This is a genomic window from Ruegeria sp. BG8, from assembly GCF_056538325.1.
Map to the genome: position 1 here is coordinate 57,811 of NZ_JBQFSZ010000006.1, position 15,450 is coordinate 73,260.

The 15,450-nt window shown below is 57.6% G+C and carries 15 protein-coding genes; 10 read left to right on the forward strand and 5 right to left on the reverse strand.

Features of this window, described 5'->3' with window-relative positions; all coding sequences use genetic code 11:
* The first annotated feature begins 59 nt into the window (after positions 1-59).
* Positions 60-404 carry a hypothetical protein gene (locus ACR0DG_RS13390; RefSeq protein ID WP_480698041.1) on the forward strand — a complete coding sequence of 115 codons (345 nt, stop codon included), beginning with the start codon at positions 60-62 and terminating at the stop codon, positions 402-404.
* On the opposite strand, the gene ACR0DG_RS13395 is transcribed toward ACR0DG_RS13390, so the two are convergent.
* Complete coding sequence (locus tag ACR0DG_RS13395) at positions 401-1,459, reverse strand: transporter substrate-binding domain-containing protein (RefSeq protein ID WP_480698040.1); 1,059 nt, start codon at positions 1,457-1,459, stop codon at positions 401-403. The two genes, ACR0DG_RS13390 and ACR0DG_RS13395, sit on opposite strands and share 4 nt — an antisense overlap.
* Before the next feature lie 206 nt (positions 1,460-1,665).
* On the opposite strand from ACR0DG_RS13395, the gene dapE reads away from it, so the two are divergent.
* From dapE to rnr, 3 genes are read left to right on the forward strand one after another with little or no spacing between them, the layout of a single operon-like run.
* Entirely contained in the window at positions 1,666-2,805 is a 1,140-nt protein-coding gene (gene dapE / locus ACR0DG_RS13400) for a succinyl-diaminopimelate desuccinylase (RefSeq protein ID WP_480698039.1), read from the forward strand.
* Between the two features lies 1 nt (position 2,806).
* Positions 2,807-3,382, forward strand: coding sequence for a TIGR04282 family arsenosugar biosynthesis glycosyltransferase (locus ACR0DG_RS13405; RefSeq protein ID WP_480698038.1), 576 nt, complete (start codon positions 2,807-2,809; stop codon positions 3,380-3,382).
* 48 nt (positions 3,383-3,430) lie between these two features.
* Positions 3,431-5,689 (forward strand): ribonuclease R, encoded by a 2,259-nt coding sequence (gene rnr, locus ACR0DG_RS13410; RefSeq protein ID WP_480698037.1) that lies wholly within the window; start codon positions 3,431-3,433, stop codon positions 5,687-5,689.
* A gap of 10 nt (positions 5,690-5,699) precedes the next feature.
* Here the strand turns inward: rnr and ACR0DG_RS13415 are convergent, their stop codons facing one another.
* A complete protein-coding gene (locus ACR0DG_RS13415; protein WP_480698036.1) occupies positions 5,700-6,098 on the reverse strand; it encodes a DUF1801 domain-containing protein in 399 nt (132 codons plus the stop codon).
* 200 nt (positions 6,099-6,298) lie between these two features.
* Positions 6,299-6,622 (reverse strand): hypothetical protein, encoded by a 324-nt coding sequence (locus tag ACR0DG_RS13420; RefSeq protein ID WP_480698144.1) that lies wholly within the window; start codon positions 6,620-6,622, stop codon positions 6,299-6,301.
* Here ACR0DG_RS13420 and ACR0DG_RS13425 point away from each other — a divergent pair.
* Complete coding sequence (locus ACR0DG_RS13425) at positions 6,519-7,793, forward strand: lytic murein transglycosylase (RefSeq protein WP_480698137.1); 1,275 nt, start codon at positions 6,519-6,521, stop codon at positions 7,791-7,793. The genes ACR0DG_RS13420 and ACR0DG_RS13425 overlap by 104 nt on opposite strands.
* A gap of 74 nt (positions 7,794-7,867) precedes the next feature.
* Here ACR0DG_RS13425 and ACR0DG_RS13430 read toward each other — a convergent pair whose 3' ends face one another.
* Both ACR0DG_RS13430 and ACR0DG_RS13435 read right to left on the reverse strand, forming a co-directional pair.
* Complete coding sequence (locus tag ACR0DG_RS13430) at positions 7,868-9,265, reverse strand: aspartate aminotransferase family protein (RefSeq protein ID WP_480698035.1); 1,398 nt, start codon at positions 9,263-9,265, stop codon at positions 7,868-7,870.
* 75 nt (positions 9,266-9,340) lie between these two features.
* Complete coding sequence (locus ACR0DG_RS13435; protein ID WP_480698034.1) at positions 9,341-10,024, reverse strand: GntR family transcriptional regulator; 684 nt, start codon at positions 10,022-10,024, stop codon at positions 9,341-9,343.
* Positions 10,025-10,164: 140 nt separating this feature from the next.
* Between ACR0DG_RS13435 and ACR0DG_RS13440 the strand changes: the two genes are divergently transcribed.
* The 5 genes from ACR0DG_RS13440 (at position 10,165) to ACR0DG_RS13460 (ending at position 15,450) form a co-directional block, all read left to right on the forward strand.
* Positions 10,165-11,250 carry a polyamine ABC transporter substrate-binding protein gene (locus ACR0DG_RS13440; RefSeq protein WP_480698033.1) on the forward strand — a complete coding sequence of 362 codons (1,086 nt, stop codon included), beginning with the start codon at positions 10,165-10,167 and terminating at the stop codon, positions 11,248-11,250.
* A gap of 69 nt (positions 11,251-11,319) precedes the next feature.
* Positions 11,320-12,447, forward strand: coding sequence for an ABC transporter ATP-binding protein (locus ACR0DG_RS13445; protein ID WP_480698032.1), 1,128 nt, complete (start codon positions 11,320-11,322; stop codon positions 12,445-12,447).
* Complete coding sequence (locus ACR0DG_RS13450) at positions 12,447-13,337, forward strand: ABC transporter permease subunit (RefSeq protein ID WP_480698135.1); 891 nt, start codon at positions 12,447-12,449, stop codon at positions 13,335-13,337. Before ACR0DG_RS13445 ends, ACR0DG_RS13450 begins: the two co-directional genes overlap by 1 nt.
* A complete protein-coding gene (locus tag ACR0DG_RS13455; protein ID WP_480698031.1) occupies positions 13,334-14,152 on the forward strand; it encodes an ABC transporter permease in 819 nt (272 codons plus the stop codon). The genes ACR0DG_RS13450 and ACR0DG_RS13455 overlap by 4 nt, the downstream gene beginning before the upstream one ends.
* Entirely contained in the window at positions 14,149-15,450 is a 1,302-nt protein-coding gene (locus ACR0DG_RS13460) for an NAD(P)/FAD-dependent oxidoreductase (protein WP_480698030.1), read from the forward strand. Before ACR0DG_RS13455 ends, ACR0DG_RS13460 begins: the two co-directional genes overlap by 4 nt.

The window sequence follows — 15,450 nt, forward strand, 5'->3', positions numbered from 1 at the left end:
TAAGCTGGCAATTGTCGGTGCGGCTTGACCGGAACCGGGTGCACGGATATGGCCCCCGCATGGAAAAGCAAAAGAAACCCTCTCGTCAGCAGGTTTATACCCTGCTTGTGCAAATCGGCCGGAAAGAGGGCGACGGCTTGCCCGAAGGCGCGACAGGCGCTGCTTTGATGTGCTTTGCCAGCGGTGTGGACGAAGCCGAGGCCGTGCGCGAAACCGTAGCGATCCTGAAACAGGCAGACACTGCGCCATTGGATGTGACAGGATATGGAACACTGGCCGAGCGCGAGGCCCAAGGCCATGACATTGATCCCGATGAACGCGCCCTGATGCAGCGCGCGCTGGACGAAAACGCGGTTATTGTCGCGCAGATGACACCGTTTTTCGGGGACGAGGGGCAGGGTTAGTTCCGAACCCCGAACCACTTGCGGTAAATTTCTTCATAGGTGCCGTCTTCACGCAGTGACAGCAGGGCCTGATTGACATCTTCAACCAGTGGTGAACCAGTCGGAAACGCGATGCCGTAATTCTCGCGCAGGAAAATCCCGCCGGTCATCGACGCAAAGCGGCGCCCGTCATGGGCGGCATAATAGGACAGGATCGGAGCATCGAATACGACAGCATCCAGGTCTTCGGCTTCGAACGCGGCCAGCATCGGCTCCAACCCGTCAAACCCCGTAAACTCGATTTCACGCCGGTTCAGAAAATTCGCCGCGGTCGAGTTAGAGATCGTGCCGACCTGCTTGCCATAGAGGTCATTAACTGAATTCACGTTGCCGCTGATGGCATCCACCGTCATGACCGAGGTTATCCGGGCGGTGAACACGGAAACGATGAATAGCGACGACACGACCAGCACAACACCCAGTATCCGTCCGAACGGGGTACGGGGCATACGTTCCTCGAAGCCGCCATTCACAACCAGGTTGAGCGCCCACCAGAAGGATGGAAACCAAGCCTCGTCCAGCTTGCGGTCGAAATAGGGTTGGGAACGGCGCTCGAATATCCACATCAGCATGCCGCCACCCAAAAGGATGGCAAAGGCAAGCCCGATTGCGATGAAGAGCTCAACTGACAGCAGCGCCTGCAGCAAAGACGGCCGCCGCACGGCGTCCGACGGAACCATGATCTGCAGGCCCGCTTCGAAAATCGGCTGGCTAAAATCCATCTGGGTTTCGCGCGATGCCGTGATTGAGATATTGGCAATGGCCAGATCGGCGGTTCCGTCCTGAACCGCAACCAGCATGTCGCCGAAGCCTTCGACGCGGTTGATGCGGTAGTCCCAGCTCAGAGACTCGGCCAATGCCGCCAGCAAGTCCATCGAAAAGCCGACATCTGCCCCGTCCTCGACATAAGAGAACGGAGGTCGCGTCACCGTGGTGACCGTCAGCGTTTGCGCCTGGCTTTGCTGTGCAAGAACGGCGAAAGTCAGGCAGATCCATACGATTAGAGCGCGTATCATCGGCGTTACCTGTTTCGCGGCCCTGTAACGCAGAAATGAACGTGGCGGCAAGGTGGCCCAAGGGTAAACCTTCATGTTTTATTGCCGTATCAGTTCGAGAGTTTGCTAAAAAAGCCGATTGAATTCGGTCTGCGGGGGTTGGCAATCCGGCCAATTCGTTGAATCTGTGCGCGAACATCCCGCGCGTAATGGAAAAGGGGCCAAAGATGACAGATCCGGTACAGTTAACGGCAGACCTGATCCGTTGCCCTTCGGTCACACCCGAAGAGGGGGGCGCTTTGGTTTTGCTCGTGCAGGTTTTGTCCGCTGCCGGGTTTGAATGCACCCGTGTCGATCGCGGTGGGATCAGTAATCTGTTTGCGCGATGGGGTGCCAAAGGCCATCCGCGTAGTTTTGGTTTCAACGGGCATACGGATGTTGTCCCCGTCGGGGATGAGGACGCATGGACAACAGCGCCCTTCGGGGCGGAAATCCGCGATGGCGTGATGTACGGCCGTGGCACGACCGATATGAAATCCGGCGTAGCGGCCTTTGCCGCGGCGGCTGTCGATTTCGTACGCGACACACCACCGGACGGCGCGGTGATCCTGACTATAACTGGTGATGAAGAGGGCGACGCGCTGGATGGCACCACAGCCCTGCTGGATTTTATGGATATATCCGGAGAGCGGATGTCTGTCTGTTTGGTGGGCGAGCCGACCTGCCCCAACACCATGGGCGAGATGATGAAGATCGGGCGCCGCGGTTCGATGAATATCTGGTTCACTGTGACAGGCGTGCAGGGGCATGCGGCCTATCCCCACCGGGCCAAGAACCCTATGCCCGCGATGGCGCGGCTAATGGATCGCTTGGCCAGCCACGACCTGGATCAGGGCACAGACCATTTTGACGCCTCGACATTGGCCGTGGTGACGATCGACACCGGCAATCCCGCAACGAATGTTATCCCGGCGCAATGCACTGGGGCGGTGAATATCCGATTCAACGACCTGCATTCCGGCGCCAGCCTAAGTGATTGGCTGCGGGCCGAGGCGGCTGCCGTGGCAGATGAGTTCGGGGTTGAGATCGACGTTCGCATCAAAATCTCTGGCGAAAGCTTTCTGACCCCGCCGGGACCCCTGTCCGCGCTGGTTGCCAAGGCGGTTGAGGCGGAAACCGGTGTGGTACCCGAGATGTCGACAACGGGCGGTACATCGGACGCGCGTTTCGTGAAAGACCACTGCCCCGTAGTCGAATTCGGGTTGGTGGGCCGCACGATGCATCAGGTGGACGAATGTGTTGAGGTGGCGCAGATCGAACAGCTCAAGGCGATCTATACGCGCATCTTGCGGGACTATTTCGCCTGATATGCGACGAACACTGGTCATCATGGTGAAAGAGCCGCGACCGGGTCGGGTGAAAACCCGACTGGGCCGGGATATCGGCATGGTGGGCGCGGCGTGGTGGTTTCGCCATCAGACCCGCAACCTGATCCGGCGGTTACGCGATCCTCGGTGGCAGATCATTTTGGCGGTATCGCCTGATCGCGAAGGGCTGACCAGTCGTATCTGGCCCGCCGATCTGCCCCGCGCGCCGCAAGGGCGCGGCGATCTTGGTGATCGGATGGGGCGTATGTTGCGGGGCATGCCTACGGGCCCGGTTTGCCTTATTGGTGCAGATATTCCGGGAATAACTCGGGGCCATATCGCTCACGCGTTCAAGGCGTTGGGTCATGCGCAGATGACGTTTGGTCCTGCGCCTGACGGCGGGTATTGGCTGGTCGGCGCGCAACGATACGGTTCTTTGCCACTAAGTCTTTTTCGTGATGTCCGCTGGTCGACCGAGCATGCGCTGGCTGACACTTTGGCCTCGGTCCCCGGTATGCGCGTTGCGATGTTGGAGCAGTTGCGCGATGTGGATACGGTGGCCGATCTGAAACCCTGATCCGTTTTTGGTCATGACGCGGTCGCACACCCGTGATAGGCCGAACTTATGAGTCGCATTCCCACCAAGCAGGAGGTCCTCGACTGGATCTCGGCGAACCCCACCCTGACCTCGAAACGCGATATCGCCAAAGCCTTTGGGATCAAAGGTGCGGCGCGGATTGATCTCAAGCGCATCCTGCGTGAGCTTGAGGCCGAGGGCCATCTGGAAAAGCGCAAGCGCAGCTATCGTGACCCGGATCGGCTGCCGCCAGTTAGCGTGTTGCAGGTGAAGGCTCCGAATTCCGATGGCGATTTATTTGCCCGCCCATTGGAATGGCATGGGGAAGGGGTCGAACCCATCGTGTTGCTGATCACCCGCGCCAGCGATCCGGCGCTGGGCGAAGGCGACCGGATTTTGGCCCGTCTGACCGTGGTGCAGGAAGCGGACCACAACTATGAGGCCCGCCTGATCCGCCGGATCGGCACCAACCCCCGCAAGATCGTCGGCATCTTCCGCAAAGGGGCCGAGGGCGGGCGGATTGTGCCCATCGACAAGACTGGCCAAAACGAATGGCTGGTGCCCGAGGGCGCGCTGCTGGGTGCCAAGGATGGGGAGTTGGTCGAGGCCGAACAAGCGGGGCCGAAAAGCCGCATGGGCCTGCCCCGCGCGCGCATCGTCGAACGGTTGGGTGATCCGACCGCGCCCAAAGCCGTCTCGCTGATCGCGATTCATCAGCACGGCATCCCCGACGACTTTCCGGACAAGGTGATTGATGAGGCCGACAAGGCCAAACCCGTCGGCCTGAAAGGTCGCGAAGATCTTCGGGACATGCCGCTGCTGACCATCGACCCTTCGGACGCGCGCGACCATGACGACGCGTGCTATGCGCATGCCGATGACGATCCCAAGAACCCCGGCGGGCATGTGATCTGGGTCGCGATTGCCGATGTGGCCGCCTATGTGCAGCCCGGAACAGCGCTGGACCGCGAGGCGCGCAAGCGCGGCAACTCCAGCTATTTCCCGGACCGCGTTGTGCCGATGTTGCCTGACCGTCTGTCGGGCGATTTGTGTTCGCTGCACGAAGGCGTCCCACGTGCCTGTATCGCAGTGCGGATGCAGATCGACGCGGACGGCAACAAGATCGGCCATCGCTTTGTGCGCGGCCTGATGCGCTCGGCCGCATCACTGCATTATGCGGAGGTGCAGGAGGCCATCGACGGCACCCCCAACGACCGCACCGGGCCGCTCTTGGAAACGGTGCTGAAACCGCTCTACGCCGCCTATGCCGCTCTGAAAAAGGCGCGGTCGGAACGGCAACCGCTTGAACTGGACCTGCCGGAACGCAAAATCGTGCTCAGCGATACTGGCGAAGTGACCAGCGTGGCCTTTCGCGACCGTTTGGACGCGCACAAGCTGATCGAAGAATTCATGATCCTCGCTAATGTAGCTGCCGCCGAAACGCTGATCGCCAAACGCCGCCCGCTGCTGTTCCGCGTTCACGAGGAACCCGCCCCTGAAAAACTGGAAAGCCTGCGCGAGACGGCTCAGGCGGCGGGCTTGAATCTGGCCAAAGGGCAGGTGCTGCAAACCCGCCACCTGAACGCGCTGTTGAACGCCGCTGCCGGGACGGAAGATGCGGAACTGATCAACCTGACCACCCTGCGGTCGATGGCGCAGGCCTATTACAACCCCGAGAACTTCGGCCATTTCGGTCTGGCGCTGCGCAACTATGCGCATTTTACCTCTCCCATCCGGCGTTATGCCGACTTGATTGTACATAGGTCACTGATTTCGGCCCATGGCTGGGGCAAGGATGGGCTGACCGAGGATGAAATTGCGCGACTTGAAGAGACGGCAACCCATATCTCGGATACCGAGCGACGCTCGATGATGGCCGAGCGCGACACAACCGATCGCTACCTTGCAGCCTATCTCAGCGAACGTGTGGGCAACGAATTCACGGGTCGTATTAGTGGAATTGCGCGTTTTGGTGCGTTTGTGAAGATGGACGAAACCGGCGCGGACGGGCTGGTGCCTGTGCGTTCACTGGGCCGCGAATTCTTCCATTTTGATCGTGAGGCGGGGACACTGATGGGATCAGACACCGGGCTGATCATCGCCATTGGTCAGCGTGTTACGGTTCGGCTAACCGAAGCGACGCCCGTGACCGGCGGGCTTGAGTTGGAGCTGCTGTCCATCGACGATCAGGCTTTGCCACGCGGGCGTGGGCCGTCCAAGCGAAGCACGCGTCGCAAAGCGGTCAGTACCAAACGCAAAAAGGATAAGATCAAGCGCAAGGTCGAGCGTAAGCGTCGTCAGAAATGATCCACTCTCATTAAAGCTTTTTCGAAACGTGATAAGTCAGGGCCCGAGCGATCAACCAACCGTGGCGGGTCGCGTCAATCTGAGATGGGTTATCAAACAAGACCGCACGGTTCCCGTCGAGCCGGTCTTCACCGAGAAAGGTCGAGGTGAAATCCCCTATCAACCGGCTTTGACAATGTACGAACAGCGCAAAGGGCGCCGCTTTGTGAGCACCCAACCGGATTGTGGATCCTTTCGGTGCCAGATAAGCGGGTTGCCCCCAGCGCAATGCCTCGTCCAGTGGGTTTGCCTGAGGTAAGGTCGCAGCTGTTTCAAAAATCAGCTCACGCAGGGCCAATGCACCGGCACGTGTCTCATCAGGTAGTGCGTCATAGGCTGCGGCGACTTTGGGATCTTTGAAGGGTGTCATCTTGGGGTCGCTTGCTGCCATTGTTCCTTGAGATTTGGACTCAGCCTATCTGGTTTTCGCCCGCAGAAAAATCGGGGTTTGTCCGGTCACAGCATTCCGCTGGCAATAGCGTTGCAGGTCACGTTAACCGCACGCTTATACAGTCGAGTTCAGTGACGACGTCGACGCGACTGGCGTAGGACCCCGGCAAATGGTCTGAATCATTTCACTGCGACATTGAAACGATGCATGGCCTTGGTGCGGAAACCGACGGTGAAGCCGGGACGCGCCCATATCGCATTCTGACGGCACTGATGATCAATGGGAAGCAAAAGACCGCGAGTCCACAACCTGAGCGCTTTGTGAAATTCCGTTTTTGAGTTATCCTGAGGTTGAGCAGTAATCAGGAAATTCGGAATGCGTAAATGCTTAAGCGGCGTCATGACCGCTGCATTATGGGCATCCATAGTGCAGGCGGAATCCATCAATTCACCCAATGGGGCGGAGACGATACAACTCGCCTCTGCCGATGTTTCGGTGTCCATTCGGCCAGTCGTCCGACCAACGGTCAAGGAGTACCGAGTGTCAACCGAAGGTAACGCGCGGTTTCAGGCGTGGTTAGGGGCGTTTCGAAGTCGGGCGCTGGAGCAAGGTATTTCGGCTACGACATTGGACCGGTCACTTGCTGGTTTGACCTACGATAAAGATGTCATCAAACGCGATCGCAACCAGGCAGAGTTTTCTAAACCGATATGGGAATATCTGGATGCCGCAGTTTCCGACCGGCGTATTGCCAACGGGCGCGAAGGGCTGCAGCGGTACAAAACCACACTGACCCGGATCGAGGCTCAGTACGGCGTCGAGAAAGAGGTTGTGACTGCGATCTGGGGGCTGGAAACCTCGTTTGGCTCATTTCGCGGCAGCGACCAGACGCTGCGATCTCTTGCGACGCTCGCCTTTGACGCGAGACGAGCGCAGTTTTTCGAAGCCCAGTTAATTGCAGCATTGCGTATCATTCAGGCTGGGGACGTTGACCCCAATGAAATGGTGGGCAGTTGGGCGGGTGCTATGGGGCATACGCAGTTCATGCCAACCTCGTACCTGGAACACGCGGTTGATTTCGACGGCGATGGACGGCGCGATATCTGGTCCGAGGATCCAACGGACGCGCTGGCATCTGCCGCGTCCTATTTGGCGCGGCACGGTTGGACCAAGGGTCAGCCCTGGGGTGTCGAAGTGCGGTTACCGGAAGGTTTCGACTACGCCTCGGCGCAGCGGGGTTATACCTTGCTGCCGTCGGAGTGGGCGGCACGTGGCGTTCTATCCCGCGATGGTAAGTCGGTGCCGGACCATGGACAGGCCGCGATCCTGTTGCCCGCTGGAGGGCAGGGCGTTGCGTTGATGATCTTTGATAATTTCCGTGTGATCGAAAAGTATAATGGAGCCGACGCCTATGTGATCGGAATAGGCCACTTATCCGACCGATTGCGCGGTCGTGGTTCATTTGAGGCCGAATGGCCACGCGCGGATCGCGTGCTGAGCTTTACCGAGAAAAAAGAACTGCAAAGCCTACTGACCGAAGCCGGGTTTGATACGCAAGGCATTGATGGGCGGACGGGCCCGAATACGACCAAAGCTGTGCGGGCCTACCAGATGGCGCAGGGATTGCTTCCGGATGGTTATGCATCCCTGCGATTGTTAGAACGGCTGCGGTAGGGGAAGGGGGCTCTGCCCCCGTCGCCTGATGGCGACTCCCCCGGGATATTTTTAGCCAGATGAAGCTGCGCGGATCAGCTTGCAGCTTTCATCAGGCCCTTTTCGATTATGTCGGTCTGTGCCTCATCCAGCGACTTGTGTATGCGCACGAACATTTCGTCGATATCGTCCGGCGTCAGGATCAGAGGCGGCGAGATGATCATTCGGTCGCCAACATGGCGCATGATCAGGTTATTGCCAAAGCAGCGGTCACGGCATACGTAGCCGACGGTTCCGGGGGCAGAGGCAAATTTGGCCCGGCTTGCCTTGTCGGGTGTCAACGCGATCGACGCCATCATCCCGACGATTTTTGCTTCGCCGACCAATGGGTGATCTGCCAGAGCCTCCCACTTTTCCTTCAGGTAGGGCGCCGCAACATTGCGCACGTGGTCGACGATGTTTTCTTCTTCCAGGATGCGCAGGTTTTCCAAGGCAACGGCTGCTGCAACCGGGTGGCCGGAATAGGTGTAGCCGTGATTGAATTCGGTTCCCCCAATCACCTCAGCAATCTCATCGTTGACGATTGAGCCACCAATCGGGGCGTAGCCTGAGCTGAGACCCTTTGCGATTGTCATGATGTGAGGTTTGATACCGACTGTCTGCGATCCGAACCAGTTACCGGTACGGCCAAATCCACAGATCACCTCATCAGCGATGAGCAGGATATCGTATTTGTCGCAGATACGCTGAATTTCCGGCCAGTACGTATCGGGGGCGACGATGACACCACCGGCCCCTTGTACAGGCTCTGCGATGAACGCAGCGACGCGGTCTTCGCCCAGTTCCTGGATTGCCTCTTCCAACTCGCGTGCGCGGGCCAATCCGAATTCTTCGGGGGTCATATCACCGCCTTCGGCCCACCAGTTCGGTTGGTTGATGTGGTGAATGTTCGGGATTGGAATGCCGCCCTGCGCATGCATACCGGCCATACCGCCGAGGGAAGCCGAACCGACGGATGACCCGTGATAGGCGTTCTTGCGAGAGATGATGATGTTTTTGTCTGGCTGGCCCTTCTCGGCCCAGTAGGTGCGCACCAGGCGGATGTTGGTATCGTTCGCTTCGGATCCGCCTGCGGCAAAGAAAACATGGTTAAGATCGCCGGGGGCCAATTCCGCCAGTTTCTTGGCCAGTGCAATAGCCGGCACATGGGTCGTTTTGAAAAACGTGTTGTAGTATGGCAGCTCTCGCATCTGGCGCGCCGCTGCGTCGGCCAGTTCGTCGCGTCCGTAACCGATGTTGACGCACCACAGACCAGCCATCGCGTCCAGAATTTGCTCGCCTTCGCTGTCGGTCAGATACACGCCACTTGCGCGGGTGATCACGCGTGCGCCTTCTTTCCCCAACGACCCGTTGGCGGAAAACGGATGCATATGGTGGGCGGCGTCCAGCGCCTGCAATTCGGCGGTGGGCATGTGATTGGTGATGATGGACATCGGAGAATCTCCTGCAAGAGCGGTTGCGAGTTACAATATGATCAAATTTTTTTCTGTCAATCGAATCGCCGTGATCTAGGCGTTGACCAAAGCCTCAGCCATCAGTTCCATGCCTTGCTCAATGTCTTGCGCTGTCGCTTTCGCGGCTTGTTCCGCGTCTTTCCGACGAAGCGCGGACAGAATGTCTTTGTGGCGATCCGGAAGGCTTTGGGTACCAAAGCGGCCGCATACCACACGTAATGACGGTCCGAACCGCAGCCACAGCCGTTCGGTCAGATCGTTGAGAATCGGGGCGTTTGCATGCGCATAAAGAGTTTCATGGAACTGATGGTTAAGGCGCAGATACCCGCCGACGTCTCCATCAACGATGGTACGGTCCAGCCGCTGGTCTATATGATCAAGCTTGTCGATGTCTGCCGGGGTGATATTCGCGGTCGCACGGCGGGAAAGCTCTGATTCTATTGACTTTCGTGCGAAAATCATCTGTTGAACATCGGTATTGCTCAGTAGAGGAACGCTGACCCGCCGATTACCTTGAAACACCAGTGCGCCATCCGAGATCAGGCGCCGAATTGCTTCACGGACAGGGGTCATTCCGACGCCGAGCGAATCGGTCAAACCCTGGATGGTCACGGGCTGCCCCGGCACCAAGTCCCCGTACATGATCTGAGACCTGAGGGTTCTATAGACCTGCTCATGCGCGGGTTGTTTCTGATCTGTCGAGTCCGCCCGAGATGCCTTATTTTTGATCAAATCCAATTGGTTTGCCCTGTTTCCCACTGTGTTTACTTGCCAGGTTCCCAGCCTCGTGAAACCATACGCCGGATCGGGGGAAAACGCAAAACTTGATCAAATCCAAAAAAACGGGAAAATACCCGCACACTTGCAGGGAGACTAAAATGACACTCAAAACGCTGACACTAACAGCGGTCGTCGCACTGGGGACTTCGGCAGCCTTTGCCGAAGAAGTGCGCGTCTACAACTGGTCCGATTACATTGATGAGGACCTTTTGACCAAATTCGAAGAAGAAACGGGCCTGACGCTCATCTATGACGTGTTCGATAGCAACGAGTTGCTGGAGACCAAGATGCTGGCTGGCGGGTCAGGCTATGATGTGGTGGTGCCGTCCGGTACGTTCCTTCAACGCCAGATTCAAGCCGGGGCATTTCAACCGCTGGATACCTCGCAGCTGTCCAACACGGGCAATCTTTGGGAAGTCATTCAGGAACGCACCGCCGGTTACGATCCTGACAATGCCTATTCCATCAATTACATGTGGGGCACCACCGGGATCGGCGTGAATGTCGGCAAGGTCAAAGAAGCGCTGGGCGATGATGTGGCGCTCAACAGCATGGAGCTGGTGCTGAATCCTGAAAACATGGAAAAGCTGGCCGGGTGCGGTGTGCATTTCCTGGATGCGCCAGCTGAAATGATCCCGATGACATTGCAGTACCTGGGCGAAGACCCGGACAGCCATGACCCGGACGTCATCAAGAAGGTCGAAGAAGTTCTGACGAGCGTTCGTCCGCATATCCAGAAGTTCCACAGCTCGGAATACATCAACGCGTTGGCAAACGGCGATATCTGCGTGGCTGTGGGTTGGTCGGGTGACATCCTGCAAGCCCGTGACCGCGCGTCAGAGGCGGATAACGGGATTGAAATCGAATACCACCCGTTCGCCGAAGGCTCGCTGATGTGGTTTGACCAGATGGCCATTCCGGCGGACGCTCCGAACCCGGAAGGCGCGCATAAGTTCTTGAACTTCATTCTGGACGCCAACAACATGGCAGCCGCGTCAAACTATGTTTACTACGCAAACGGCAACAAGGCCTCGCAAGAGTTCCTTGAGGAAGACGTGATCGGCGATCCGGCGATTTACCCGGACGAAGCAACGATGCAGAACCTCTACATCACAACGCCTTACCCGGCGAAGACTCAGCGGGTTGTGACCCGTCTGTGGACCAAGATCAAATCGGGCACCTGATCCGGTTTATCTCGGCAGGGCGGGGTTCCCGCCTTGCCCTTTTTTCCAGAATGTCGAACGGGGGCCATAGTGAACTCAGACGTCTTTGCGCCGTGGGATGACCCGCAGGCGAAACCCTTGATCCAATTCCGGAATGTCACCAAGCGGTTTGGCGACTTTACGGCCATCGACACCCTTTCTCTGGATATTTTTGAGCGCGAGTTCTTTGCCCTTCTGGGGCCGTCGGGCTGCGGTAAGACAACCATGATGCGGATGTTGGCCGGGTTCGAAACCCCGACCGAAGGCCATATCATGCTGGGCGGTCAGGATATCGCCCCGATCCCACCAAACAAACGGGCTGTGAACATGATGTTCCAGTCCTACGCGCTGTTCCCGCATCTCAGCATTTGGGACAATATCGCGTTCGGTTTGCGCCGGGACAACATGCCCAAACATGATCTGCAGGACCGTGTCGAAGAGATGTTGCGCCTCACGCGGCTGGAACAATTCGCACGTCGCAAGCCACATCAGATTTCGGGCGGTCAGCGCCAGCGCGTGGCGCTTGCCCGGTCTTTGGCAAAGGCCCCCAAACTGTTGTTGCTGGATGAGCCGTTGGGCGCGTTGGACAAGAAACTGCGGCAGGACACGCAGTTTGAACTGATGGATATTCAGGAAAAGACAGGCACCACTTTTGTAATCGTAACACACGATCAGGAAGAGGCGATGACCGTCGCCAGCCGTGTCGCTGTGATGGATCAGGGCAAACTGATGCAGGTTGCGACGCCGGACCGGATTTATGAAAGCCCGAATTCAGTCTACGTGGCTGATTTCATTGGCGACGTGAACATTATCGAAGGCCGCGCAACCAAAAACGGAGACGATACCTATCAGATCGACTGGGCCGAGGGGCAAGCGCCACTGACTGCAACGTCGAGCAACGGTTTTTCACACGGGCAAGCCTGCCACATCGCCATTCGGCCCGAAAAGGTGACGATCTCGGCAGACCGCCCTACTGATGCGATCAACGCGGTGCAGGGCAAAGTGCACGACATTGCTTATCTGGGCAACTTGTCCACTTATCATGTCGAGTTGCCTAACGGCACGATCATCAAGGCGCAGACGGCCAACACTCGCCGCATATCGCGCCGGTCGTTTACATGGGAAGACCCGGTCTGGCTGTCCTGGACAGCCACCGCCGCGGTTTTGCTGGCAAACTGATGCGCCGCGCGTTTCTGATCGCTGTTCCTTATGTCTGGCTGCTGGCGCTGTTTCTGGTGCCGTTCTTTATCGTTCTGAAGATTTCACTGTCAGATACGGCCCTGGCAATTCCGCCATACACTCCGACGCTGGATTTTTCTGCGGGCTGGGCCGGGATCAAGGAATTCTTCGGCCAGCTCGATCTCGAGAACTATGTTTGGCTGACCGAGGATGACCTTTACTGGAAGGCCTATCTGTCCAGTGTCAAAATCGCGCTTATTTCCACGTTTCTGACTCTGCTGGTGGGCTATCCCATCGCCTATGGTATGGCGCGCGCGCCGATCGAGTGGCGGCCGACGCTGATGATGTTGGTGATCCTGCCCTTTTGGACGTCGTTCCTGATCCGCGTTTACGCGTGGATTGGTATTCTTGGGACCGAAGGCTACCTCAACCAGCTTTTGTTATGGACTGGTATTATTTCAACTCCGCTCACCATTCTGAACACGCAAACGGCGGTCTATATCGGTATTGTCTATACCTATCTGCCCTTCATGATCCTACCGATTTATTCAGCCTTGGAACGGATGGACGAGTCCCTGATCGAAGCCGCCGAAGACCTTGGCTGTTCCCGCATTCAGGCGTTTTGGCTGGTGACAATCCCCTTGTCCCGCCCCGGCATCATTGCGGGCTGTTTCCTTGTCATGATCCCGGTGATAGGTGAGTTTGTGATCCCCTCGCTCCTTGGTGGCTCGGGAACTTTGATGATCGGCAAAGTGCTTTGGGAGGAGTTCTTCTCGAACCGCGATTGGCCCGTGGCCAGTGCGGTCGCCGTGGTGCTGTTGCTGATCCTCGTGATCCCGATCGTGTTGTTCCAGCGCAACCAGCAAAAACAGACGGAGGCCGAGCAATGAGCAGGCTGAGTTGGTTTAACACGGTTTCGCTGACGCTGGGATTTGCGTTCCTCTACATCCCGATGATCATCCTGATCGTCTATTCGTTCAACGAAAGTAAGCTGGTTACAGTCTGGGCCGGGTTCTCAACCAAATGGTACGGTGAGCTGGCCCAGAACGAGGCGTTCTTGGACGCTGCGTGGGTCACGATCCGGGTGGCTGTGTTTTCATCAACACTCGCCACTATTCTGGGGACAGCGGCGGCATATGTCCTGGTGCGCGGGGGGCGTTTCTTTGGGCGCACGCTGTTCTCCGGGATGATCTATGCGCCGTTGGTAATGCCCGAAGTGATCACTGGCTTGTCGCTGCTGTTGTTGTTCATCGGCATTGGGCTGGATCGGGGTATTTTGACAATCGTTCTGGCGCATACAACCTTTTCGATGTGTTTCGTATCCGTCGTTGTGTCCTCGCGCCTTGTGACCTTTGACCAGTCTCTGGAAGAGGCCGCGTTGGATCTGGGATGTTCGGCCGCGCAAGCCTTCCGCCTTGTGACCCTGCCGATTATTGCGCCCGCGGTGATCTCGGGCTGGTTGCTGGCCTTCACCTTGTCGCTGGATGATCTGGTTATTGCGTCCTTTACCTCGGGCCCTTCTGCCACAACTTTGCCGATCAAGATATTCTCAGCCGTCAGGCTGGGGGTTAGCCCCGAGATCAACGCCTTGTCCACAATCATGATCGCCGTTGTCACGCTGGGGGTCATAACGGCGTCGCTGGTGACAAAACGTGCCATGGTGCGGCAAAAGCAGGATGAAATGGCTGCGGCGCGTGCCGAATGAAACGCGTATTTCCCGCCTACACCTACGGCCCGGGCCCAAGAGAGGGCTGTTGGTGGGACGAAACAATACCCAGCCCGGATTGGCCAACGCACCAAGGCGATGATGCGGCAGATATTGCCATCGTAGGTGGCGGATTCACAGGTCTTTCCGCGGCGCTGCACCTTGCGGAAGCTGGTGCATCCGTCGCCGTGTTTGAAGCTGAAACGCCGGGATGGGGGGCCTCCGGTCGCAATGGCGGTTTTTGTTGTCTTGGCGGCGCGAAACTAGGCCAGAAGGCGATGGAACGAACTTACGGAACGCAAGCGGCCCTTGATTATGAACGGGCTGAGGAGGAGGCCGTTCAATTGGTCGCCGACCTATTGCGCACACATGACATAGACGCGGATACCCATTCGAACGGGGAAACCCAACTGGCCCATAACGACCGTGCGATGGAAAAGCTGAGGCGAGGTGCAAGTGAAATCGGCACCTTGCATGAGGCGCAGGACCTGACGGATCTGGGTTTTGGCGATGGTTTTCACGGGGGTTACACAATTCCTGTGGGCTTTGGTTTGAATCCCAGGAAGTACCTGTTTGGACTGGCCAAAGCAGCACAGCAACATGGAGCCAAGCTGTTTCAAAACAGCGCTGTTTTGAGTGTTGAGAAATCAGCGAATGGTTTCAGTTTGCGAACGGTTTCGGGCCATGTCCGCGCCGAAAATGTTCTGATTTGTACTAACGGGTACTCCAGCGAAGATGTTCCGATGTGGCTGTCGGGTCGCTACATGCCCGCCCAATCCACGGTTTTGGTAACGCGCCCCATGTCAAAGGCTGAGTTGGAATCGCAAGGATGGACAACTGATCAGATGTCGTATGACACACGTCATCTGCTGCACTACTTTCGCCTGATGCCGGACCAAAGGTTCCTGTTCGGTATGCGCGGCGGCCTCAGGTCATCGCCGGGGGTTGAGGCTGCTATTCGTCAAAAGGTCCAGCGAGATTTCGTGCGCATGTTCCCTGCATGGAAGGCGGTGGATGTGACCCATATGTGGTCCGGGATGGTATGCATGTCGCGTGACCTGGTACCGTTCGCGGGACCCGTTCCCGATCAGCCCGGCCTTTTCGCCGGTTTCGCCTTTCACGGAAATGGAGTGGCGATGGGGACGTATTGTGGGCGGGCTTTGGCGCGACTTGTGTTGGGCGAGCAGACCGGGCTTCCGGCGCCTATCTCGCAACCACCACGTCGTTTTCCTTTGGGATCATGGCGTCGCGCCTTGATGCCCCCTGCCTATGCCATGATGGATTTAGCTGATTTGTAA

Bases quoted from the DNA above. Each gene is read 5' to 3' on its own strand.
- ACR0DG_RS13390 (WP_480698041.1), top strand. From the start codon at position 60: ATGGAAAAGCAAAAGAAACCCTCTCGTCAGCAGGTTTATACCCTGCTT.
- ACR0DG_RS13395 (WP_480698040.1), bottom strand. From the start codon at position 1,459: ATGATACGCGCTCTAATCGTATGGATCTGCCTGACTTTCGCCGTTCTT.
- dapE (WP_480698039.1), top strand. From the start codon at position 1,666: ATGACAGATCCGGTACAGTTAACGGCAGACCTGATCCGTTGCCCTTCG.
- ACR0DG_RS13405 (WP_480698038.1), top strand. From the start codon at position 2,807: ATGCGACGAACACTGGTCATCATGGTGAAAGAGCCGCGACCGGGTCGG.
- rnr (WP_480698037.1), top strand. From the start codon at position 3,431: ATGAGTCGCATTCCCACCAAGCAGGAGGTCCTCGACTGGATCTCGGCG.
- ACR0DG_RS13415 (WP_480698036.1), bottom strand. From the start codon at position 6,098: ATGACACCCTTCAAAGATCCCAAAGTCGCCGCAGCCTATGACGCACTA.
- ACR0DG_RS13425 (WP_480698137.1), top strand. From the start codon at position 6,519: ATGACCGCTGCATTATGGGCATCCATAGTGCAGGCGGAATCCATCAAT.
- ACR0DG_RS13420 (WP_480698144.1), bottom strand. From the start codon at position 6,622: ATGGACACCGAAACATCGGCAGAGGCGAGTTGTATCGTCTCCGCCCCA.
- ACR0DG_RS13430 (WP_480698035.1), bottom strand. From the start codon at position 9,265: ATGTCCATCATCACCAATCACATGCCCACCGCCGAATTGCAGGCGCTG.
- ACR0DG_RS13440 (WP_480698033.1), top strand. From the start codon at position 10,165: ATGACACTCAAAACGCTGACACTAACAGCGGTCGTCGCACTGGGGACT.
- ACR0DG_RS13450 (WP_480698135.1), top strand. From the start codon at position 12,447: ATGCGCCGCGCGTTTCTGATCGCTGTTCCTTATGTCTGGCTGCTGGCG.
- ACR0DG_RS13455 (WP_480698031.1), top strand. From the start codon at position 13,334: ATGAGCAGGCTGAGTTGGTTTAACACGGTTTCGCTGACGCTGGGATTT.
- ACR0DG_RS13460 (WP_480698030.1), top strand. From the start codon at position 14,149: ATGAAACGCGTATTTCCCGCCTACACCTACGGCCCGGGCCCAAGAGAG.